Origin of the sequence: Bradyrhizobium vignae (assembly GCF_900324035.1) — a bacterium.
GTDB classification, from domain to species: Bacteria; Pseudomonadota; Alphaproteobacteria; order Rhizobiales; family Xanthobacteraceae; genus Bradyrhizobium; species Bradyrhizobium vignae.
On record NZ_LS398110.1, the window covers coordinates 2608798 to 2631240 of the forward strand.

At 60.8% G+C, this 22443-nt stretch carries 17 protein-coding genes; 16 read left to right on the forward strand and 1 reads right to left on the reverse strand.

Annotated elements, in window-relative coordinates; all coding sequences use genetic code 11:
- Positions 1–5: 5 nt before the first annotated feature.
- The 7 genes from rfbD to BRAD3257_RS12665 all read left to right on the forward strand — a co-directional run bounded on the left by rfbD (position 6) and on the right by BRAD3257_RS12665 (position 11516).
- Complete coding sequence (gene rfbD / locus BRAD3257_RS12635; RefSeq protein WP_122406521.1) at positions 6–992, forward strand: dTDP-4-dehydrorhamnose reductase; 987 nt, start codon at positions 6–8, stop codon at positions 990–992.
- Positions 901–1698: a sugar phosphate nucleotidyltransferase gene (locus BRAD3257_RS12640; protein ID WP_122402106.1), complete on the forward strand. Its 798-nt coding sequence runs from the start codon at positions 901–903 to the stop codon at positions 1696–1698. Before rfbD ends, BRAD3257_RS12640 begins: the two co-directional genes overlap by 92 nt.
- An 83-nt stretch (positions 1699–1781) precedes the next feature.
- Entirely contained in the window at positions 1782–6356 is a 4575-nt protein-coding gene (locus tag BRAD3257_RS12645; RefSeq protein WP_122402107.1) for a DUF4082 domain-containing protein, read from the forward strand.
- 11 nt (positions 6357–6367) lie between these two features.
- Positions 6368–6703, forward strand: coding sequence for a hypothetical protein (locus BRAD3257_RS12650; RefSeq protein WP_122402108.1), 336 nt, complete (start codon positions 6368–6370; stop codon positions 6701–6703).
- The gene (locus tag BRAD3257_RS12655) at positions 6681–8888 is read left to right on the forward strand and encodes a peptidase domain-containing ABC transporter (RefSeq protein ID WP_122402109.1); all 2208 of its coding nucleotides are present in this window, start codon (positions 6681–6683) and stop codon (positions 8886–8888) included. The genes BRAD3257_RS12650 and BRAD3257_RS12655 overlap by 23 nt, the downstream gene beginning before the upstream one ends.
- Positions 8885–10315 carry an HlyD family type I secretion periplasmic adaptor subunit gene (locus BRAD3257_RS12660; RefSeq protein WP_122402110.1) on the forward strand — a complete coding sequence of 477 codons (1431 nt, stop codon included), beginning with the start codon at positions 8885–8887 and terminating at the stop codon, positions 10313–10315. The genes BRAD3257_RS12655 and BRAD3257_RS12660 overlap by 4 nt, the downstream gene beginning before the upstream one ends.
- Positions 10316–10340: 25 nt before the next feature.
- Positions 10341–11516, forward strand: coding sequence for a hypothetical protein (locus BRAD3257_RS12665; RefSeq protein ID WP_244607938.1), 1176 nt, complete (start codon positions 10341–10343; stop codon positions 11514–11516).
- Between the two features lie 7 nt (positions 11517–11523).
- Here the strand turns inward: BRAD3257_RS12665 and BRAD3257_RS12670 are convergent, their stop codons facing one another.
- Positions 11524–12486 (reverse strand): glycosyltransferase family 2 protein, encoded by a 963-nt coding sequence (locus BRAD3257_RS12670; RefSeq protein ID WP_122402111.1) that lies wholly within the window; start codon positions 12484–12486, stop codon positions 11524–11526.
- A 106-nt stretch (positions 12487–12592) separates the two neighbouring features.
- Here BRAD3257_RS12670 and BRAD3257_RS12675 point away from each other — a divergent pair, with 106 nt between their 5' ends.
- The 9 genes from BRAD3257_RS12675 to BRAD3257_RS12715 all read left to right on the forward strand — a co-directional run bounded on the left by BRAD3257_RS12675 (position 12593) and on the right by BRAD3257_RS12715 (position 22399).
- The gene (locus BRAD3257_RS12675) at positions 12593–13387 is read left to right on the forward strand and encodes a WecB/TagA/CpsF family glycosyltransferase (protein ID WP_122402112.1); all 795 of its coding nucleotides are present in this window, start codon (positions 12593–12595) and stop codon (positions 13385–13387) included.
- A gap of 3 nt (positions 13388–13390) precedes the next feature.
- Positions 13391–14515, forward strand: a complete 1125-nt coding sequence (gene wecB / locus BRAD3257_RS12680) for a non-hydrolyzing UDP-N-acetylglucosamine 2-epimerase (RefSeq protein WP_122402113.1) — start codon at positions 13391–13393, stop codon at positions 14513–14515.
- Complete coding sequence (gene wecC, locus BRAD3257_RS12685; RefSeq protein WP_122402114.1) at positions 14508–15770, forward strand: UDP-N-acetyl-D-mannosamine dehydrogenase; 1263 nt, start codon at positions 14508–14510, stop codon at positions 15768–15770. The genes wecB and wecC overlap by 8 nt, the downstream gene beginning before the upstream one ends.
- A gap of 70 nt (positions 15771–15840) precedes the next feature.
- A complete protein-coding gene (locus BRAD3257_RS12690) occupies positions 15841–16902 on the forward strand; it encodes a Gfo/Idh/MocA family protein (RefSeq protein ID WP_122402115.1) in 1062 nt (353 codons plus the stop codon).
- Between the two features lie 31 nt (positions 16903–16933).
- Complete coding sequence (locus BRAD3257_RS12695; RefSeq protein WP_244607939.1) at positions 16934–18424, forward strand: oligosaccharide flippase family protein; 1491 nt, start codon at positions 16934–16936, stop codon at positions 18422–18424.
- 31 nt (positions 18425–18455) lie between these two features.
- Positions 18456–18968, forward strand: coding sequence for an acyltransferase (locus BRAD3257_RS12700; protein ID WP_122402117.1), 513 nt, complete (start codon positions 18456–18458; stop codon positions 18966–18968).
- A 109-nt stretch (positions 18969–19077) separates the two neighbouring features.
- Positions 19078–20256, forward strand: coding sequence for a DegT/DnrJ/EryC1/StrS family aminotransferase (locus tag BRAD3257_RS12705; protein ID WP_122402118.1), 1179 nt, complete (start codon positions 19078–19080; stop codon positions 20254–20256).
- Positions 20253–21254: an NAD-dependent epimerase/dehydratase family protein gene (locus BRAD3257_RS12710; protein ID WP_122402119.1), complete on the forward strand. Its 1002-nt coding sequence runs from the start codon at positions 20253–20255 to the stop codon at positions 21252–21254. Before BRAD3257_RS12705 ends, BRAD3257_RS12710 begins: the two co-directional genes overlap by 4 nt.
- Positions 21251–22399 carry a DegT/DnrJ/EryC1/StrS family aminotransferase gene (locus BRAD3257_RS12715; protein WP_122402120.1) on the forward strand — a complete coding sequence of 383 codons (1149 nt, stop codon included), beginning with the start codon at positions 21251–21253 and terminating at the stop codon, positions 22397–22399. Before BRAD3257_RS12710 ends, BRAD3257_RS12715 begins: the two co-directional genes overlap by 4 nt.
- Positions 22400–22443: the final 44 nt, after the last annotated feature.

A 22443-nucleotide genomic window follows, 5' to 3' on the forward strand; every position in this document is an offset into this window, starting at 1 on the left:
TGCCGATGATCGAACAACCGATTCTGATTGTTGGTCGAAATGGCCAATTGGGCAATTGCCTTCGTGATCTCGCTGCGCTTCGCGGTCTGACTGCGGTGGCCCTCGGACGTGAGCAGCTCGATCTCGAGATCCGGGACGGAATCGACAGGACGGTCGCCTCGATCGCCCCCTGCATGATCATCAATGCCGCGGCCTATACGGCCGTGGATCAGGCGGAGTCCGAAGTCGGAAAAGCCTTCAGCATCAATCGCGATGGTGCGGCCGCGTTGGCGGATGTCGCATGGCAGAGAAACATTCCATTTGTACATGTGTCGACCGATTATGTCTTTGATGGCGCCAAATGCGAGGCTTACGACGAAACCGATGTGCCGGCGCCGCTGAACGCATACGGCGCATCAAAGCTGGCCGGCGAGGCGGCCGTGTTGGCGGCGCATCCCCTCGCGACCGTCGTCAGGTCATCTTGGATCTACAGCTCCACAGGCGGCAACTTCGTTCGGACAATGTTGCGGCTGGCCGAAACGCGTCCGGTCGTAAGGGTCGTTTGCGACCAACACGGAAGCCCGACGTCAGCGGCGGATCTGGCCGCAGCGCTCCTGAAGATTGCAGAGCGGTCGTTCACCGATGACCGCCGTATCGCAGCCGGAATCTTTCACGTGGCCGGCCAGGGAGCAACGAGCTGGCACGGCTTCGCCGAGGCAATCTTCGACGGTTTGTCCCGTCGCGGGGTACGGCCGCCGGCGTTGGAAGCGATCACGACAGAGCAGTATCCGCGCGCTGCTCGCAGGCCCGTAAACTCGCGCCTGGACTCGTCCAAAGCAGAACGCGTGTTTGGAATTCGATTGCCGGCCTGGCGCCACTCTCTCGAAACCTGTCTCGACCAACTCGTCGGAGGAGACACCGATGCTGAAGGGAATTGTCCTGGCTGGCGGCAGCGGAACGCGGCTTTACCCGATCACACGCGTGATCAGCAAGCAGCTGCTACCAATCTATGACAAGCCGATGATCTATTATCTCTTGTCGACGCAAATGCTGGCGGGCATCCGCGAGATCCTGGTCATCCCGACGCCTGTGGATCGGAGATGGAAGCCAATGGGGCATTCGCCTCAGCTATGCGGAACAAGCGCATCCCAGAGGCTCGCGGAGGCGTTCATAGTCGGCGCCGATTTCACCGGAAGCGATCGCGTGGCCGTGGTGCTTGGCGACAACATCTTCTTCGGCGACCGCCTGAGCGAGCTCCTTGCCCGGGCGGCGGCGCGTGAGGAAGGCGCCACAATCTTCGCGTATCACGTCCGTGATCCGGAACGATATGGTGTCGTTACATTTGGCGAGGCGGATCACCCGGTAAGGATCGAGGAGAAGCCCGCCAAGCCGGCATCGAATTGGGCAATCACCGGCCTCTGTTTCTTTGATAATCGCGTGGTGCGGTATGCCCATCGCGTGGAGCCGTCGCGACTCGGAGAACTCGGGATCACCGATCTGCAAACGCGTTCCCTTTCAGCCAACGCTCTCCACGTCGAGCGCATGGGGTGGGGATACACCTGGCTGGATACCGGCACGGTCGCATCGCCCATTGATGCAGGAATGTTCGTGCAACCGCTTGAAAAACGACAGGGCGTGAAAGTCGCGTGCCTCGGAGGTCGCCTTCAGGCGGCTTCCGCGCCTGTTCCTGGGCCAAAGTCAACGTCCTGTTTAAATTAACATTAAATTTATATGGATTGAATTGACGCGAGAGTATTTTTTTAATTCAATATATTTTCTTATGTTAATTTCGGAGGTAGGCCATGCTGTACCAAAGGGGAAGCGTGCTTGGTCGAGGAGCAAGGCCTCTTTTCCTGGAAGAGAACGATCCCGGCGGACAGGATGTCGTCTCGCAACGTGTAGCATTCTGGAATGCAACCGTCGGCTACGGCCCGCAGACATGGGAAGGGCTTTGGAGTCCGCCTCGTGTGGAGCCGGTCAGCGGGCCAGAACTCCTGTCCAGTGCTGCAGGCCAGGCGGCGTCTCACTCGAGATTGGCGGATCTGTTGTCGACGTCCGCGACATTGGACAGGCGGGTTTCGTTCCCGCCTTTCGCCGCTGAGGCGGCGCCGGCGTTCTGGGCACATCACGAACCTACCGCCAATTCTCTCCCAACTGGCTCGCTATCAGTCACAACCGACCACGCCGATTACGCGCCTGGCGGTAGCGCAACGTTCACTGCAAGCGGCATACGGGCCGGAGCGTCGGTCACATTCCAGATTGCCGACCTATTGAGCGCGCCGGGCGCAAACGGCCTTGCCGATGTTTATACACCATTCACGATCGGAGACGGCGGCACCGGCGACCTGGATGGCCGCGTCAACGGCACCGTCGTCGCGCAATGGCAGGTGCCCGCCGACGGCCGCGCCACCGGTGCGACACTGCAGCTCACCGCGACTTCCGGCGGACAGACTGCGACAGCGACGTTCAGCGACGCCAGCAACAAGATCGTCACGGAGAATCAGCTAGCAGGAACGCCGCAGAGCACATGGGCGATCCACGGTTCGATCGCCAGCAAGGGCGACTCGCAGATTGAAGGCTTCGCGACGCAGATCAGCACCAACGCTGGACAGACCGTCTCGTTCAAGATTCAAACCGCCTCGAGCGTGAACGGCTATACCCTCGATATCTACCGGCTTGGCTACTATGGCGGCAACGGCGCACGCCTGATCAACAGTATGCATCACACTGGAACGGACAATCAGCCGAGCGCGATCTTCAATACTGCGACCAGAACCGTCGACGCCGGAAACTGGTCCGTAACGGATTCGTGGACGATCCCGAGCACAGCAGTATCGGGAGTCTACTTCGCGAAGCTGACGTCAGATACGGGTGGCTACCAGAACATGATTCCGTTCATCGTTCGCAACGACAGTACCACCTCGGACATTCTATTTCAGACCAGCGATACGACTTGGGAAGCATACAATCCTTGGGGTGGATATAATCTGTATGCGGGCCCCAACGGTCGCAGCGATCGTGCCTATGCCGTCAGCTATAATCGTCCGATCGCGATGAACTCTACCGCTCAGTTCGCCGGGCCGCAGGACTTCCTATTCGGCGAAGAATACGCCGCGATCTATTGGTTGGAGCAGAACGGTTACGATCTCAACTACATTTCCGGTATCGATGCCGCGAGCAATGCCCCGTTGCTGCGTAATACCAAGGTCTACATTGATGTCGGCCACGACGAATATTGGTCGCAATCGCAATTCGCCAATGTCAAGGCTGCGGCAGGCGCGGGGGTCAACCTCGGATTCCTCAGCGGCAATCAAATCTATTGGGATATTGCACTCGCGCCGAGCTACGACTCCAGCCAGACTCCCAACCGGACGGTTGTGGAATACAAGGACATTTGGAGCGGGACACAACTCGACCCGAACGGCACCGCCGGCGGTGGAGCGGGTCTATTCCGTGATCCGGTCTATGGACCCGGAACTCCGGAGAACTCGCTTTCCGGCACAATCTTCACGGTCGACGATCTTGGTACGCTCGACAACATCTCTGTCCCTGCCAGCATGTCGCAGCTCCGCTTCTGGAGAAACACCAGTATTGCCAGCGGCAATGGCGGCACCCTAACCGGGCTGCTCGGCTACGAGTGGGACAGCGATCTCGACAATGGCTTCCGACCAGCCGGTTTGATCGATATGTCGTCGACGACAAGAAACGTCAACACGTTGCTGCTGGATAACGGGTTGACGACGGGGCCCGGGACGGCCACGCACAGCCTGACGCTTTACCGCAATCCGACGAGCGGCGCGCTGGTGTTTGGCGCCGGAACCGTGATGTGGTCGTGGGGACTATCGAATCAGTACGCGCCCTACAGCGGACTCACAGAGCCTGTCAGCCCGGCCGTGCAGCAGTCCATGGTCAACTTGTTCGCCGATATGGGGGTGACACCGCAGACGTTGCAGGCGAGCCTTGTACTCGCCCAGGCCTCAACTGATCACACTGCGCCGACCGCCGTTATCAGCTCCCCGACGGGCGGGACGAGCTTCAGTCAGGGCCAGAGCGTAACGATCAATGGCACCGCATCGGACGTTGGGGGACGGGTGGCGGGCATCGAGGTTTCAACTGATGGCGGCACGACTTGGCACCCGGCGAACGGAACCACGAGCTGGAGCTACACATGGGTAGCGTCAGGCGCCGGTACGCATCTCATTGAGGCGCGGGCGACCGACGATAGCGTCAATCTGCAGACGAGCCCCGCCACAGTCAGCATCAACGTTGGTGGCGGGGGAAGCCTCTTCACGGCCTCCAACACTCCGGCGCAGACCGATGTGAATGACGGCAGGGCGATCGAGGTCGGCGTCAAGTTCACTTCCTCGACGGCCGGCCAGATCACCGCGCTGAAGTTCTACCGCAGCCCCGGCGACACCGGCTCCGACCTCCTCGATCTGTGGAGCTCGACCGGCACCAAGCTCGCCAGCGCAACCTTCAGCAACACCGCGGCGACGGGCTGGCAGACCGTGACGCTGCCGACGCCGGTCTCGATCGCCGCCAACACGACCTATGTCGCCTCGTATCACACGAGCGGAACCTATGTCGTGACCAGCAACTTCTTCACCAGCGCTGTGACGAGCGGTCCCCTGACGGCGCCGTCGTCCGCCTCGTCCGGCGGCAATGGTGTCTATTCCTACGGCGGCACCAGCAGCGCCGGCATCTTCCCGACCAGCACCTTCAACGCCGAAAACTATTGGGCCGACGTGGTGCTTAGCACTTCAAGCGGCACCGACACGGCGCCGGTGCTTACAAACCAGACGCCCGATCAGAACGCGGTCGTCGGCTCGGCCTTTTCTCTGACGCTGCCTGCCAACACCTTCACCGATTCCGACGGCGACCCGCTCGCCTACGCGGCGACACTCGCCAATGGCTCGGCGCTTCCTGCATGGCTGACCTTCAACGCATCGACCCGCACCTTCAGCGGCACGCCAACCTCTTCGAACGTCGGCACGATCAGCGTGAAAACGTCAGCCACCGATCCAGGCGGCTTCTCCGCTAGCGAGACGTTCAACATCGCCGTGACGACGACGGCGGCGGTGAGCCTGTTCGCCGCATCTAGCACCCCGGCGCAGACCAATTTGAATGACGGCACGCCGCTCGAGGTCGGTGTGAAGTTCACGTCCTCGACGGCCGGCCAGATCACCGCGCTGAAGTTCTACCGCAGCCCCGGCGACACCGGCTCCGACCTCCTCGATCTGTGGAGCTCGACCGGCACCAAGCTCGCCAGCGCAACCTTCAGCAACACCACGGCGACGGGCTGGCAGACCGTGACGCTGGCGACGCCGGTCTCGATCGCCGCCAACACGACCTATGTCGCCTCGTACCACACGAGCGGAGCCTATGTCGTGACCAGCAACTTCTTCACCAGCGCTGTGACGAGCGGTCCCCTGACGGCGCCGTCGTCCGCCTCGTCCGGCGGCAATGGTGTCTATTCCTACGGCGGCACCAGCAGCGCCGGCATCTTCCCAACCAGCACCTTCAGCGCCTCGAACTATTGGGCCGACGTGGTGTTTAACAGTTCCGGCGGCACCGACACGGCGCCGGTGCTTACAAACCAGACGCCCGATCAGAACGCGACCGTCGGCTCGGCCTTTTCGCTGACGCTGCCTGCCAACACCTTCACCGATTCCGACGGCGACCCGCTCGCCTACGCGGCGACACTCGCCAATGGCTCGGCGCTTCCTGCATGGCTGACCTTCAACGCATCGACCCGCACCTTCAGCGGCACGCCAACCTCTTCGAACGTCGGCACGATCAGCGTGAAAACGTCAGCCACCGATCCAGGCGGCTTCTCCGCTAGCGAGACGTTCAACATCGCCGTGACGACGACGGCGCCGGTGAGCCTGTTCGCCGCATCTAGCACCCCGGCGCAGACCAATTTGAATGACGGCACGCCGCTCGAGGTCGGTGTGAAGTTCACGTCCTCGACGGCCGGCCAGATCACCGCGCTGAAGTTCTACCGCAGCCCCGGCGACACCGGCTCCGACCTCCTCGATCTGTGGAGCTCGACCGGCACCAAGCTCGCCAGCGCAACCTTCAGCAACACCACGGCGACGGGCTGGCAGACCGTGACGCTGGCGACGCCGGTCTCGATCGCCGCCAACACGACCTATGTCGCCTCGTACCACACGAGCGGAGCCTACGTCGTGACCAATAATTTCTTCACCAACTCGCTCACGAGCGGCCCGCTGACGGCGCCCTCATCGGCGTCCAGCGGCGGCAACGGCGTCTACGCCTATGGCGGCACCAACAGTGCCGGGCTCTTCCCGACCAGCAGCTTCAGCGCCAGCAACTACTATGCCGACGTGGTGTTTCAGCCCCAGTTAGCAGCATAAGGAATAGTAGGATGCATGCCGAAATCTATACGGATGGAGTGGACGAAATCACGGTCGGTGGTTCGATCGTGCGCGTAGACTTGGTGAGCCTGTCACCCACCGAGCGCGACGACAACAACGCTCCCAAGAAAGTCTTTCGTCAGCGGCTGATCTTCTCGGTGGAAGCCTTCGCGAACTCCGTTGAGGTGATGCAGAACGCGCTTCAGGGCCTGGTCGATGCCGGCGCGATCCGGCGCGCCCGATCAGGCTCGACCACCGAACCTTCGCACGTCGTTTCGTCACTGGAGCGCGATCGACCCGCGCCAAATGCAGCACGGCCTCCTAATGTCTCAACCAACTTCCGCTGAAATCGATCGCGAATCCGCCCCGACGACCTCCGACGAAGGCGCGCCGTCTGCGTCTTGGACCGCGCTTGAAAGTTTGGCAAAGGTCGCCGCCCATCACGGCATCGACTTGCCTGCGGAACGCCTTCGGCACGTCTATGCAGTCGACGGCTCCACGCTTTCGACCGACAGGTTGCTACGAATGGCGCGCGAGGCCGGGCTTCGTGCGCAAACGGCGCACCTCGATTGGGGAGCGCTAAGCCGCCTGGGCGAGGCATATCCGGCACTCGCCCGGCTCTCGAACGGCAATTGGATTGTCGTCTTGGGTGCGCCGCGAGTTGATGATCTTGAGGCGGCCACGATCTGGGATCCACTTGCAGAGCGCAAGGACGAGCCGCTGATCGTTGACAAGGACCGGCTTTGCGCACGGTGGAGTGGCGATGTCATTCTGATCAAGCGCGAGCGTCCGTCATCAGAGCGCCGAAGCGTGTTCGGGCTGAGATGGTTTTTACCCGAACTGCTCCGTCAATGGCGGCTGTTCGCGGACGTCGCGATTGCTGCCATCTTGCTCTATGCGCTGGGTCTCGCGCTTCCCATCTTCTTTCAATTGGTGATCGACAAGGTTCTTGTGCACGAGAGCTTCACGACGCTCTACGTGCTCGCGGCCGGCGCGACCGTAGCCCTGGCCTTTGACGCGATATTCGGCTTTTTGCGGCGATACCTGCTGCTTTATGCGACCAACAAGGTCGACATCCGGGTCGCTACCAAGACGTTCGGACACCTCCTCGGTCTGCCCGTCACTTTCTTCGAGCACATATCCGCCGGCGTTCTGGTGAAACATATGCAGCAGGCTGCGCGGATCCGCGAATTCCTCACCGGTCGGCTATTCCTGACGACCTTGGACGCTCTATCGCTGTTCGTGTTCGTTCCGGTGCTGGCGCTCTACAGCGTTAAGCTGACAGGGCTGGTGCTCGCCTTCACGATCGTAATTGGAGGCGTCGTCGCGATCTTAACGGGGCCGTTCCGCCGACGTCTCTATGATCTGTATCAGGCCGAGGGCGCAAAACAGGCCCTGCTGGTCGAGAGTGTGCATGGTATGCGAACCGTGAAATCGTTGGCCATGGAACCGCGACAGAGTAGGGCGTGGGACGATTGCTGTGCTCAGTCGGTTTCGATGCGATTTGGCGTCGAAAAAATCTCCGCGGGGGCCCAGTCGTTGACGGGCTTCCTTGAGAAGATGATGACACTCGGCATCATCGCTCTTGGTGCGTTGGACGTCTTCAGCGGCGAAATGACGATCGGCGCGCTCGTTGCTTTCAACATGCTGGCCGGTCGCGTTTCGGGACCATTGGTCCAGATGGTGACGATGGTCCACGAATATCAGGAAGTGCTCCTTGCCGTTAAGATGCTCGGCGAGGTGATGAACCAGCAGCTGGAACGCGACGGGAATCGCGAAGGGCTGCGGCCGCACTTCCTCGGCGGGATCGAATTCGAAAATGTCACCTTCCGCTATGGAGAAGGAAGGCCGGCACTTGATGACGTGTCGTTCTCGATCACGGCCGGATCGATCATCGGAATCGTTGGCCGGAGCGGCTCTGGCAAGACGACGCTGACGCGGCTCATTGCCGGAATGTATCCGGTGCAGCAAGGATTGCTGCGGATAGATGGCTATGATTCACGCGAACTCGATCTGACCCATTTGCGTCGGAATCTTGGTCTCGTACTGCAGGACAATTTCCTGTTCCGAGGCACGGTGCGCGAGAACATTGCCTGCGTGAAGCGCGACGCAACTTTCGCCGAGATCGTGAGGGCCGCGCAGCTTGCAGGCGCCGATGAATTTATCGAACGGTTGCCTCGTGGTTTCGATACCCTTCTGGAGGAAGAAGCGTCGAATCTCTCTGGCGGGCAGAAGCAACGGCTCGCGATTGCCCGCGCGTTGATCGTCAATCCGCGCATATTGATCTTCGACGAGGCGACCAGCGCGCTCGATTCCGAAAGTGAAACAATCATTCGGCGCAATCTGCGCCGCATTGCCGATGGACGAACAGTCATCATCGTATCGCACCGGCTGTCGATGCTGTCGGACGCGAGCCAAATCCTGGTGATCGACCGCGGCAAGATCGTCGATGTGGATCGTCACGACCGGTTGCTATCGAAATGCACGATCTATAGGCATCTTTGGAACCAGCAGACGAAGCAGATCGCATGATCAGGACAGAGAAACCGCGCGCCCAGCTAAGTAGCGACCGGCCAGTCTCTCCGAAGCGAGGCGACCGGCGGCGGCGAGAGCTGCTAAGGCGTGGACCAACTCCGCCGCCTGTTGTCAGGGAATTCCAACCCGATGCAGCGGAGATCGAACAGCGAAACCCACCGCGCCTGGCACGCATGACGCTTTATTGTGTTGTCGCGCTGATAGCGGCCGCCGTTATCTGGGCATCGGTCTCGCAAGTCGACATGATCGTAACCGCGCAGGGAAAGCTGATCACCACACATCCGAATCTTGTCGTACAGCCGCTGGAGACGTCGGTCATCCGAGACATTCGCGTTAGAGCGGGTGACACCGTCAATCGCGGCGACCTGCTTGCGACGCTCGATCCGACATTTTCGCAAGCCGATCTCGATCAATTGCAGAACCGAGTGGCGGCCTTCGATGCCTCCACCGATCGCCTTCGAGCGGAGTTGGATGGCGTCGAGTATGTCGCCGAGGATCCCGCAAATGCCGAGCAGGCGCTGCAGCGCAAGGTATTTCTGCAGAGAAAGGCGGCATACGATGTCCAGATCCAGAACTATGACGCGCAGATTGCGTCGGCTGAGGCCAATCTGAAGACGGCGCAGGATGAGCAACTTGTCCTGAGCCAGCGACTAGACAACATGCGCTCCATTGAAGCCATGCGAAGCGCGCTGATGGCCAAGGAGGTCGGTTCAAAGCTGAACTTCCTGCTTTCCCGAGATGCGCGCCTGGAAGTGGAAAGCAACCTGGCGCGTGTTCGCGGCAGCATTGTCGATAACACGCATCGTCTGGATAAGGCCCGTGCAGACCAGCAAGTCTTCGCTGCCGAGTTCCGGCGCGCAGCTTATCAGGAGCTCGTGGAGGCGTTGCCCAAGCGTAACAGCGCCGCGGAGGAGCTCAAGAAAGCAGAGCTTCGCCGGAAGCTGATCGTGCTCCACGCACCGGCAGATGCGGTTGTACTTGAAGTCGCGAACCGAACGGTGGGCTCGGTGCTTCGCGAAGCCGAAACACTGTTCGTGCTGGTCCCGCGCGACGAGACGCTCCAAGCCGAGGTGAACGTCGAGGGCAAGGACATCGGGCAGGTCGCGGTTGGGCAGTCGGTACGGATCAAGTTCGAGGCGTTTCCGTTCCAGAAATATGGCACGGCGACTGGTGAGGTCCGGGTCATTAGCCAGGACTCGTTCTCGCCAGACCCGAAGGTCGAAGGTGCGCGTCGCGCGTCCAGTCCCTATTACCGCGTGCTGGTCGATTTGCGGGACACGCACCTTCGGCTGCCGCCGGAACATCTTCAGCTCATTCCCGGTATGGCGGTCACGGCTGAGATGAAGGTCGGAAAGCGCACGGTGATTTCATATTTCCTCTATCCACTACTCCGTGGTCTCGATGAAAGCATCCGGGAATACTGACGGGGATTACCATGGTGCACTGTCGATGATGATGATCAGCTCGAATTCTGGTGTGAAGCTCATAATGCCGGCTCCAGCGAAGGGGTTGTCGCCAAACTCGCCTCTGGTGAACTATGCGCTCAGAGGGCTGGAACGCTGCTGGTTGCCTCGTGAGCGCCGTTGGTCGCATATCTATCACCTCGACGGGCGGGCTTCGCCAAACGAGTCGATAGCGCATAGCGACGTGTTCTATACCCTCAATGTCTTGCTCGGGATGTCACGGGTCGCGGAACTTCCGGCTGACATTGATCTCCCGGAGATCTTCCATCGAAATGCCATGAGTCTCACCGCGCTTCCCGTGCGGAAATATGCGTTCGGCATGGCCTTGTGGGCCGCCGCCGAGCTCCGCCTTCCCATTCCGGAGCGGGTGAGGTCCGAGCTGAAAGCGATTCTCTCGGATCAGTCGCAATGGCCCGCGTTTCGGGCCCAGGACCTGGGCATGCTGCTGACGGGAGTCGTCGCTCAAGCCAGGGCAGGCGAGGGGGAGTGGACGTGCTTCGCGAGCCCGCTCTACCGTTTCCTGAAGGAGCGTTTCCATAGCGAATCCGGATTGTTTTTCGATGCGCCGTCCGGCTTCCGTCGCCGCTTTGCGTCATTTGCGACGCAGACCTACCTTTCAATCGCCTGCTATCAGTACGGCGAATTCACCGGAGACGTGTCCGCGCTCGTCATGGCCGACACCTGTGTGCGCAATCTGATCGCGCTTCAGGGACCCCAGGGTGAATGGCCGTGGTTCTTCGATGCGAAGAGTGGCCGTGTCCTCGATTTCTACGAAGTCTATTCAGTCCATCAGTATGGAATGGCCCCGGCGCTGCTGGAATGGGCCGAGCGTTTCGGACGACGAGGAGCGCGGGATGCCCTGGTCAAGGGATTCAACTGGGTGCTGGGTCACAACCAACTGGGCCGGACCATGCTGGTGCCGGAGCTCAGCCTGACGCTCCGTTCGCAGGTTCGCAAGCATGAGCTGAAGAGCAGGGCTCCGCGGATGTTGCGCGCGCTCAAGAACGCCTGGCTCGGAAACGGAGAGGTGCTGATCGATCCGGCCGGCATTGGAGTCCGGCTCGAGTGTCGCAGCTACGAACTTGGCTGGATACTATGGTCATTCGGCCGCCGTACCGACTTGCGGGACCTGACCGACAACTCGGCGTTCCGCGACACTTGAGTCTGGTTTAGCGGTTCCAAGCCACTGCACGGCGACGGCGCAGGTGCGAAAGCATTGTCATGGCACGATGGGCGCGGACGGCACACAGGACGGCGATAGCCTTGAGACGGGCGCCGCTACCGTGAAGGCGGTCACTGGTTAGTACCGTCACAGCGTCTGGCGCCGGCGAGGCGAGAACGAGCAAAGCTCGCGCAATCCAACGCAACCGCCACACGGGCTTACCTTGCGCCATATTGCGATAATGCGCGATTTGCCGGTCCCACTTTGCATACAACTCCTTTAGGGAGCTTCGGGCCGGATGGAAGGTGATCATTTCGGGGATATACCGAAATTGCAGTCCGGCGCGTAGTGCGCGCTGCCCCCACTCCATGTCTTCCGCCACGTCGATGCCGGCGAATGGACCGACGCGATCGAAGTCGCGACGAAACACCGCCATATTGCCCGTTCCGGAATAGCCGTGGCGTTCGATGTAGAGTTTGAATCGATAGGCGAAGACGCTCTCATAAGCCGCAATGGCGCTAAGACTCGCATTTTCCGCCTGCCAGATGCGAACGTCGCCCCCTAAGACCGTGTCAGCCGGCGACGAGCGCGACGCCTGCAATACGCTGTTGAGCCAATCTGGATGCGCTCTGCAGTCGGCGTCGACGAAGGCAAGTATCTCTCCCTTTGCGACAGCCGCGCCCTTGTTTCGCGCCGGACCGGGACCGGGACGCGATTCGTACGTCAACCTCACGTCGGGATGGCCGGCAACGATCTCCATCGGGGGCATTGCCGAGCCGTTGTCCACCACGATGACCTCGAACAAGTCGCGGGACAGGGTCTGTGCATCCAGGCTCCGCAAGCAGGCTTCCAGAGCCTCCGCCTGGTTGAGGTGGGGAATGATCACCGAAATCAATTTATCAGCGCCATATTTAATTTTCCTTTGGTGCACAGCGGGTCCGCCGGCGGTAACGCCCAGTTTCGCGCTCATTTGGCAGCTCGCATTTAATCCTTGCAATTAAATATTTGCCATTTATTATCGTTATTATAATCTTAAATGCAACTTAAACAAAATTGCATTTTGGAGGTCGATTCAAATGCGTGCATCGTTCCTGGCGTGCCCCATCGACCTGCTGACAATGGCGGAAACCGTGGAGCTGGCGCGCGGCGCCATGCGCAGCCGCCGACGGCTGCAGCATGTGGCGCTGAACGTTGCCAAGTTCGTCAAGATGCGGTCCGATCCTGTGCTCGCGGCCGACGTCGCCGACAGCGATATTGTCAGCATAGACGGCATGGGGATCCTCTGGGGCGCGCGAGCGGTGGGGCTTCCGGCGACGTCGCGAGTCACCGGTGTCGATCTCCTGGCCGAATTACTCGCGGTGTGCGCGCGGGAAGGCTTCAAGCCGTATTTCCTGGGAGCCACCCAGGCCGTACTGCACGAGGCAATGCAACGCGCGCGCGTGAGACATCCCTCACTTGTCTTCGCGGGTTGGCATGACGGCTACTTCAAACCCGAGCAGGAGAGTGACGTCGTTCGGGATATCCGCTCGAGCGGGGCCGATTGTCTCTTCATCGGCATGCCGACGCCGCGCAAGGAGCGCTTTCTGGCCGCCCACCGCGACGATCTCGGCGTCCCTTTCATCATGGGCGTGGGTGGCGCGTTCGACATTCTTGCGGGCACCGTTCGACGCGCGCCCACACAGATTCAGAGGCTGGGCCTCGAGTGGCTGTACCGCATCTATCAAGAGCCCGGGCGAATGTGGTGGCGATACGCCACGACGAACACGCTGTTTGCGGGCATCCTGGTGCAAGCGCTCATCAAGCAGGCGATTCAGCACACGCCGGGAGCGCCGGGCCCCGTGCCGCCGGGCCCGAGTCGGATCGGAGGGTGAGACGTGCCCAAGCATTTTTTCATCCTCTTGGGGACCCGGCCCGAAGCAATCAAGCTCTTCCCGGTCATCAACCGGCTCAAGGCCGAGAATCGCAAGGACATTTCCCTGACGATCTGTGCGACGGCACAGCATCGACAGCTGCTTGATCAGGTCCTCAAGCTCGCCAAAGTGGTCCCGGATTTCGACCTGAACGTCATGACGGCCAATCAGACGCTGGACCATCTAACCGCGCGGCTGCTCGGAGAGGTCGGTGAGCTGCTCGAGAAAGTGAAGCCTACCAGGGTGATCGTCCAAGGCGACACGGCGACCGCCATGGCCGGCGCACTCGCGTCCTATTATCACCGGATACCGGTCTCTCACATCGAGGCCGGACTGCGCAGTGGCGACATCTTTTCGCCTTGGCCCGAGGAGGTGAACCGCAAGATCGTCGGCTCGATCGCAGATCAGCATTTTGCCCCGACGGAGCGCGCGGCGCGCGCGCTGCGCTCTGAAAACGTCTCGGACGACCGCATCCACGTCACCGGAAACACGGTGGTGGACGCTCTCATCCTGGCGAAAGCCATGGTCGAATCCGATCCCGGGCTCGCGGGCCGCTGGGATGGTATCAAGAAGCGTCACGGCAACCGGCGCATCATCCTGGTGACCTGCCATCGCCGGGAGAATTTCGGCGGCGGCGTAATCAATATCGTGAACGCGTTGGAAACGATCCTGCGCAGGGAAGACGTTGCGGTGGTGCTTCCCGTGCATCCGAATCCGAATGTGCGCGACTTGTTTGCGTCCCGATTGTCGGATCACCCGAGGGTCGTCCTCATTTCCCCGCAGGAATACACGGATTTCGTCAGCCTGCTCTCGTTGTCGCATCTGGTCCTGACGGATTCAGGCGGCGTCCAGGAGGAGGCCCCCACGTTCGGAAAACCGGTCCTCGTGATGCGCGACACGACCGAGCGCCCCGAGGGGGTGGAAGCCGGGACGGCGCGTCTCGTCGGTGCGAACTACGACAGGATCGTTGCGGAGACATTTCGCCTGCTCGACGACGACGAGACTTATGCTGCCATGGCCCGTTCGCATAATCCGTTCGGTGACGGGCACGCGAGCGAGCGTATCGTGAAGGTTCTTCTCAATGCCTGAATTCCAGAAGATCAATGTCGTTGGGCTTGGCTATATCGGGCTGCCGACCGCGGCCCTGATTGCGAGCCGCGGATTGCAGGTGGTCGGTATCGACACCAACGAGCGTATCGTCGATACGGTTGCATCGGGAAGGATTCACATCGCTGAGCCCGATCTCGATGGCCTCGTTTCCAAGGTCGTGTCGAGCGGCGCCCTGACGACATCCACCAAGCCGCAGGCGGCCGACGTCTTCATCATCGCAGTGCCGACGCCGATCGATCGCGACAACCGTCCAGACTTATCAAGCGTGAATGCCGCAGTCGACCAAGTCGTCAATATCCTCGCACCGGGCAATCTCGTCATCCTCGAATCGACGTCGCCGATCGGAACGACCGAGGCGATCGCGAAGCGGATCGTTGAACGCCGGCCAGATCTGCACATCGGCGTCAACGGCAAGGAAGACGGGGCGATCTACGTCGCCTACTGCCCGGAACGCGTGTTACCTGGCCGGATCCTGACCGAGCTCATCAACAACGACAGATGCATCGGGGGCATTACGCCAACCTGCACGCGCCGTGCTCAGCGCTTCTACAAGATGTTCGTCCGCGGGGCCTGCGTCGGCACTACGGCACGCACGGCCGAGTTGGTCAAGCTGACGGAAAACGCCTTCCGCGATACCAACATAGCATTTGCGAACGAACTCTCGCTGATTTGCGACAGGTTCGACATCAATGTCTGGGAAGTGATCGACATCGCCAACCGCCACCCTCGCGTAAACGTATTGCGGCCAGGACCGGGAGTAGGCGGGCACTGCATTGCGGTCGATCCCTGGTTCATCATCGACTCCGCACCGGACCTGGCTCGGGTGATGCGAACCAGCCGAGAAGTCAACAACGCCAAAACGCGGCAGATCATCGAACGCACAGAGGCGCTGATCGACGATCATCCCTATGCAAACATCGCCTGCTGTGGATTGACGTTCAAGGCCAATGTCGACGATTTGCGCGAAAGTCCCGCCATGGAAATAGCCACGCATCTCGCGGCAAAGTACGGAGAACGAGTCAAGGTCGTTGAGCCGAACCTTCGGCGCCTGCCGCCCCAGCTGGCCGATCACCGTGTCGCTTTCGTGAACATCGAGGAGGCTCTGCGCAGTTGCGAAATCGCGGTTCTCCTCGTCGATCACGACGAGTTCAAGATGGTGCCCCTCTCGGAGCGTCGGCATCTCGACGTCATCGATACGCGGGGCATATGGCAGGACATGCCGGCGCGGACCTGATGCCCGGCGTGATGTGATCGTCTGCAACGGGATGATTGGAAGCGTACTCTCTGGATGCATCGAGGTTAGCATGCGAGACAGTCAACTGGGAATCGGCGTCGTGGGCTACGGCTATTGGGGCCCCAATCTCGTTCGCAATTTCTCGGTCAATCCTGCCACGCGCGTCGTCAGCGTGAGCGACCTGAACCCAGGAAGGCTCGACGCGATAAAGCAGCTTTACCCCGCGGTGGAAACGACCAGCCGCTACGAAGATCTGCTCAAGGACTCCCGTATCGATGCAATCGCCATCGCTACGCCGGTGCATACGCATTACGAGCTGGCAATTGCGGCGTTGAGAGCCGGAAAGCATGTTCTGGTCGAAAAGCCGCTTGCGCCGAGCGCTGAGCTCGTGACCCGCTTGATCGAGGAAGCCGACCGGCGCGGATTGACGCTCATGGTCGATCATACTTTCCTCTACACGCCGGCGGTCCAGAAGATCCGGGAGCTCCTGCTGAGCCGGGAGCTCGGAGACATCTACTACTACGACAGCACGCGCGCGAGTCTCGGGCTGTTTCAAAAGGACGTCAATGTGATCTGGGACTTGGCGGTGCACGACATCTCGATCATCCACCATATCCTCGATCGGGCGCCGATCGCCGTCTCGGCAACGGGGTCGTGCCACGTCGTCGGATCGCCGGAGAACATGGCGCACATCACGCTGTTCTTTGCCGACGCGTGCGTGGCCCACGTCAGCGTCAATTGGCTCTCGCCCGTCAAGGTGCGCCAGACCTTCATCGGTGGCAGCAAGAAGATGATCGTCTACGACGATCTCGAGCCGACCGAAAAGATCAAGGTCTATGACAAGGGAATTACGCTCGATGCGCCTCCCGAGGATGCGCATCAATTTCGGATTGGATATCGCGCCGGCGACATGTGGGCACCGCACATCTCGCCGACGGAGGCGCTACAGACGGAGGTGGAGCATTTTGTCGATTGCGTATCCACCGGCCGCCAGCCGATTTCCAGCGGCGCCTCCGGACTCCGCGTGATCGAAGTCTTGGAAGCGGCATCGTGCTCGATCGCAAAACAGGGGGCGCCGGTATTGCTGCGAGAGTCTTACGGAACCCGGCAGCGCGCGAGAGCGATCGCATGACGCGCGCGGCGGCCTAGCTGACCTAATCGCCATGGCAGACGATGCAATGAGGTCCGTGCAGCGCTCGATCCTGTTCTCCGCGCTCGATCGTTACATCGGCCTCATGCTGGTCTTTGTCGCGACCGCCGTGCTCGCCCGTCTGCTGTCCCCTGAAGAATTCGGCATCTATGCCGTCGTGAACGCCATCACATCCATAATTGCCGCCTGCTTCCAGGAGTTTGCAGGTGCAAGCTATCTCATTCAGAAGCGCGAGTTGTCGCGGGCAAGCGTGCAGACCACGTTCACGGTTAACCTCGTGATATCGGCGGCCACCGCTTTCATGCTGTTCGTGTTTGCGCAGCCCATCGCGCGTCTCTTCGAGCTGGACGGCTTGCGTCAGGGCATCGAGATCTCCGCTCTGAATTTTCTGTTGCTGCCGTTCTCCGGAACCATAGCCGCATTGTTCCGTCGTGAGATGCAGTTTGGAACGCTCGCAATCTGTAACCTCGCGGCGGGTGCGACTATCGCCGGTGTTTCGATCGCTCTCGCGTTGGCCCACTTCAGCTACATGGCCCCACTTTGGGGAGCGGTGGCCGGCAATGCGGTGCTGGCCGTGATGCTGCTGATATGGCGGAGAGAGTTTGGCGCGATGCGCCCGTCCCTGGTCGATTTCCGGGAGATCATCGGCTTCGGCCTCTACTCGGGCGCGGTTAGCGTTGTGAACGTGTTCTATTGCCTGGCGCCGCAGCTCTTCCTGGCGAGGGTGCTCGACTTCACGGCCGTCGGTCTCTACAGCCGCGCAACCGCATCGACGCAGATATTCGATAAGCTGGTGACACAAGTCATAAGTCCGGTCGTCATGCCTGCGGTTGTTGCGCGAAGCAAAGCAGGCGGCGATCTCAAGGCCGTCTATCTGGAGGCCATTCAGTTGCTCTCCGCGGTGCAGTGGCCGTTCTTGGCCTTCATGGCAATCATGGCCCGGCCAATCATTCTGATCTGGCTCGGTCCGACGTGGCTGGAGATCGTCCCGCTCGTGCAACTGCTCTGTGTCGGCAATCTTGCCCTTTTCGCCGCCTGCCTGACTTATCCGGTGTTTATTGCGGTCGGAAGGGTGCAGGATGCGCTGATCTCGTCCTTGATTTCGCTGCCCCCCTCGCTTCTGGTCGTCTTCGGTGCATCGTTTCTGGGCGTGCACGCCGTTGCAGCAACCGCTCTTGTCACATTGCCATTTCAAGCCGCAGTGGCGTTCCATTTTCTTGGGCGACATCTCGACATTCGGCCCGGTGAATTTGTACGCACCCTGCTCAGAAGCGGAGCTGTAACGGCACTCGTGATTGCAGGCGCGTCGATCTGTGCGGCGCTGACGGCCGCGCAAGGACTTTCGCCGCTTGCTGGCTTGGCATCAGCCTTCTCCGTCGCTGCGCTTTGTTGGTGGCTGGGACTGGCGGTGACCGGGCACCCGCTCTTGCAGCAGTTCCACTACGCAGCAGCCGGCCTCGCGAGAATGGCGCCGGGGCTGTGGCCTTCGCGGACGGCGCCATAGCGGCTTCGGCCACATCATTCGGAGTTCGGACATGCCTATCAAAGAAGACGTCGAACTAGGTCGCGATGTCCGTATTCCTCACCCGGAACTGGTCAATCTGTACGGCTGCACCGTTGGTGACGAGAGCAGGATCGGAACGTTCGTCGAGATCCAGGCGGGGGCGAAGATAGGTGCGCGCTGCAAGATATCCTCGCACAGCTTCATCTGCGAGGGCGTCACGATCGAGGACGAGGTGTTTGTCGGTCATGGCGTGATGTTTACGAATGACAAGCATCCGAGGGCAACAACCGCGGATGGTCGTCCTCAGCAAACGTCGGACTGGACCTTGCAGCGCACCCACGTCGGTAGGGGGGCCTCCATCGGCTCCAATGCCACCATTTTATGTGGTGTGACAGTCGGTGCGGGGGCGTTCGTTGGCGCGGGCTCGGTGGTGACGAAGGACGTTCCCATGGGCGCTACCGTCGCGGGAGTGCCGGCCCGGATCATGTCCGCAGTCGAAAATATGGCCACCGCCGCCAGTGCCTTCATCAGCGAGGCCTCCTAGCCGGGGACCAAATTAATCGCGATTTATTTTGTTGAAAATGATGCTTGATTTAATATTATAATGCGAGTTAATTTTTAATATATAGTCAGCCAATCCAAGGTGTTGAATCTTGATACCCTTCCTGGATCTGAAAGCCCAATACCGTCAAATCAAGCCGGAAGTCGACGCCGCGGTGGCCAGGGTCGTCAGCAGCGGGCACTTCGTGCTCGGGCCGGAGGTGAGGGCCTTCGAGGGACGCTTTGCCGAATATTGCCGGACTTCGCATTGCCTTGCGGTGAATAGTGGGACGTCGGCGCTCCATCTTGCTCTGCTGGCGGCGGGTATTGGACCCGGTGACGAGGTCATCACGGTGTCCATGACATTCGTGGCGACAACCGCGGCCATTCTCTACAGCGGCGCCAAGCCGGTGTTCGTCGACGTTGACCCGGTCACGTGGACGATGGATCCCGGTCTGATCGAGGCTGCGATAACACCGCGAACCAAAGCCATCCTGCCGGTCCACCTCCACGGCTTGATGGCCGAGATGGATCCCATCATGTCGATCGCGCGGCGTCATGGTCTGGTGGTCATTGAAGACGCCGCGCAGGCGCACGGCGCGGAGTATCGGGGACGCCGTGCAGGCTCGATCGGGGATCTGGGGTGCTTCAGCTTTTATCCGGGCAAGAATCTGGGGGCGTTCGGCGAGGGTGGGGCGGTCGTCACTGATCGGCCTGAATTCGCACGCCGGGTGTCACTGCTGCGGGACTGGGGGCAGGAGGCGAAATACGACCACGTCATTGCCGGATACAACTATCGCATGGATGAGATCCAGAGCGCGACATTGAATGTCAAGCTGGACTACATCGAGCGCTGGACCGAGGCTCGCCGATCGCTCGCAGAACGATACGACGAACTGCTGTCTGAGCTCCCATTCGCGCGTCCGCAGCCGCCCAGGCACTCCCGCCACGTGTATCATGTCTATGCGGTCAGATTGCAGCGGCGCGATGATGCGCTAACGATATTGCGGGACGCCGGCATCGGTGCAGGGATTCACTATCCCATTCCGGTGCATCTGCAGAAGGCCTATGCAGAACTCGGTTATCGGGCCGGTGATCTGCCGGTAACCGAGCAGCTTGCCAACGACGTTCTCTCGCTTCCCATTTATCCCGAGTTGCGGCCGGACCAGGCGACCGCAGTTGTCTCCACTTTGAGGAACGCCGGAGCATTGCGACCCAGCGAGGCCGTCAGCGAACGAACGCCGCATTCACAAAGCTTCATAACGAGGTCCTGCAACAGGAGGGCGTCTTGATCGAGCTCAAGGGAAAACGCGTTCTGGTCACTGGCGGGGCGGGGTTCATCGGCTCCCACATCGTTGATCTGCTCTGCGATGAGGGTTGTATCGAGATCGTCGCCCTCGACAACATGGTACGAGGCCGACCGGAGAATCTCCGGCGCGCGCTCGGACGCGGCCCGGTGAGATTGGTTCACGGCGACATACGCGATCGCAAGCTGATGGAAGCCCTGGTGAAGGCTGCCGACATCGTTTTTCACCAGGCTGCACTCCGCATCACGCATTGCGCGGCAGAGCCGCGCCTGGCCAAGGAGGTCATGGTAGACGCCACCTATGACCTCCTGGAGCTGTGCATCAAGCACGACATTGAGAAGATCATCGCAGCATCCTCGGCATCCGTCTATGGCATGGCCGAGGAGTTTCCGACAACCGAGCGGCAGAACCCTTACAACAATCGGACTCTCTACGGAGCGGCCAAGGCATTCAATGAGGGCCTGCTGCGCGCCTTCAACGACGTGTGCGGCCTTGATTACGTGGCATTCCGGTATTTCAACGTCTATGGCAGCCGGATGGATATACACGGACGGTACACCGAGGTCTTGATCCGCTGGATGGAGCGGCTCGAGGCCGGATTACCTCCCGTCATCTTTGGCGACGGTCGTCAGACCATGGATTTCGTTCACGTCCGGGACGTCGCGCGCGCCAACATCCTCGCGGCCCGGGCAAAGATTACTGACGAGGTCTTCAACGTCGGAAGCGGCACCGAGACCAGCCTGACGGAATTGGCGACGGTACTTGCGTCGGTGATGGGGCGCCGCGGCCTGACACCCGAATTCGCACCTGAGCGCTCGGTCAATCCGGTGCCGCGACGGCTGGCATCGACGGGCAAGGCCGAGCGCCTGCTGGGATTCCGCACCACGGTTTCGCTCGAGCAGGGGCTCGCCGACCTCGTGAAATGGTGGCGATCGGAACGCGATCTCGCGTCCGGCGGTAAGCGGCAGGCGGCGGCATCGTGATCCCGATCGCGGCGCCGCTGCTTGCGGAGGAAGAAGCCGACGCTGCACGCGAAGTCGTGCTGTCGGGCTGGGTGTCGCAAGGCCCACAGGTGGCCGCGTTCGAGCGCGAGTTCGCTGCACTTGTCGGAGCACCGCACGCCTGTGCCGTTGCGAATTGCACGGCGGCCCTGCAGCTCGCCTTGGCCGCATTGGATATCGGCGCCGGGGACGAGGTGATCACGGTCAGCCACTCCTTTATCGCGACTGCGAATGCGATCCGATATCAGGGCGCCACTCCGGTTTTTGTCGATATCGACCCGGAGACCTACAATCTGGATTGCGCTCGGCTGGCCGAAGCCATCACCGGGCACACGCGCGCGATCATCGCGGTCCATCAGATGGGCATGCCCTGTGATATGGCAGCGCTCATGGCCGTGGCGCGCCACCACGGGATCGCTGTGATCGAGGATGCGGCCTGCGCCGCCGGATCGCAGATCCGGATGAGCGGGGAATGGGAGCCGATCGGCAAACCGCATGGGCATATCGCCTGCTTTTCCTTTCATCCCCGCAAAGTGATCACGACTGGCGAGGGCGGGATGCTGACCACCGCGGATCCAGAGCTTGACCGCAGGTTCCGGCTGCTGCGCCAGCATGGCATGAGCATCCCCGACACAGTGCGGCATGGCTCCTCCCGAGTAATATTCGAGGACTATCTCGTCGTCGGGTACAATTACCGGATGACCGACATACAAGCCGCAGTCGGGCGCAAACAGCTCGAGCGCCTCCCGGAACTAGTGGCGCGACGCCGCGCGGTCGCTGCCAAATACGCCGAGCTACTTGGAAGTTTCGCGGGTCTGCGTCTGCCGGCAGAGTCAGAGTGGGCGAGGTCCAATTGGCAGAGCTATTGCGTGGGTCTTCCGGATCGCCTCGACCAGCGCACCGTCATGCAAAACTTGCTTAATAAGGGCATCGCGACGCGGCGCGGTATCATGTGTTCGCACCGCGAACCGCCTTACGCGAACGCTAACCACCGCCATAGCCTGCGCCAATCTGAAGCGGCGCAGGCTCGTTCGATTCTGCTGCCAATCTACGCGCAGATGAAGGAAGAAGACCAACTTTGTGTGGCGAATGCCATTAGGGCGGAGCTGGCGCATGGATACAACTAGACGCCGATGTTGCGCGTGGGAACTGAGTGGCTCCGGCGCCGCGG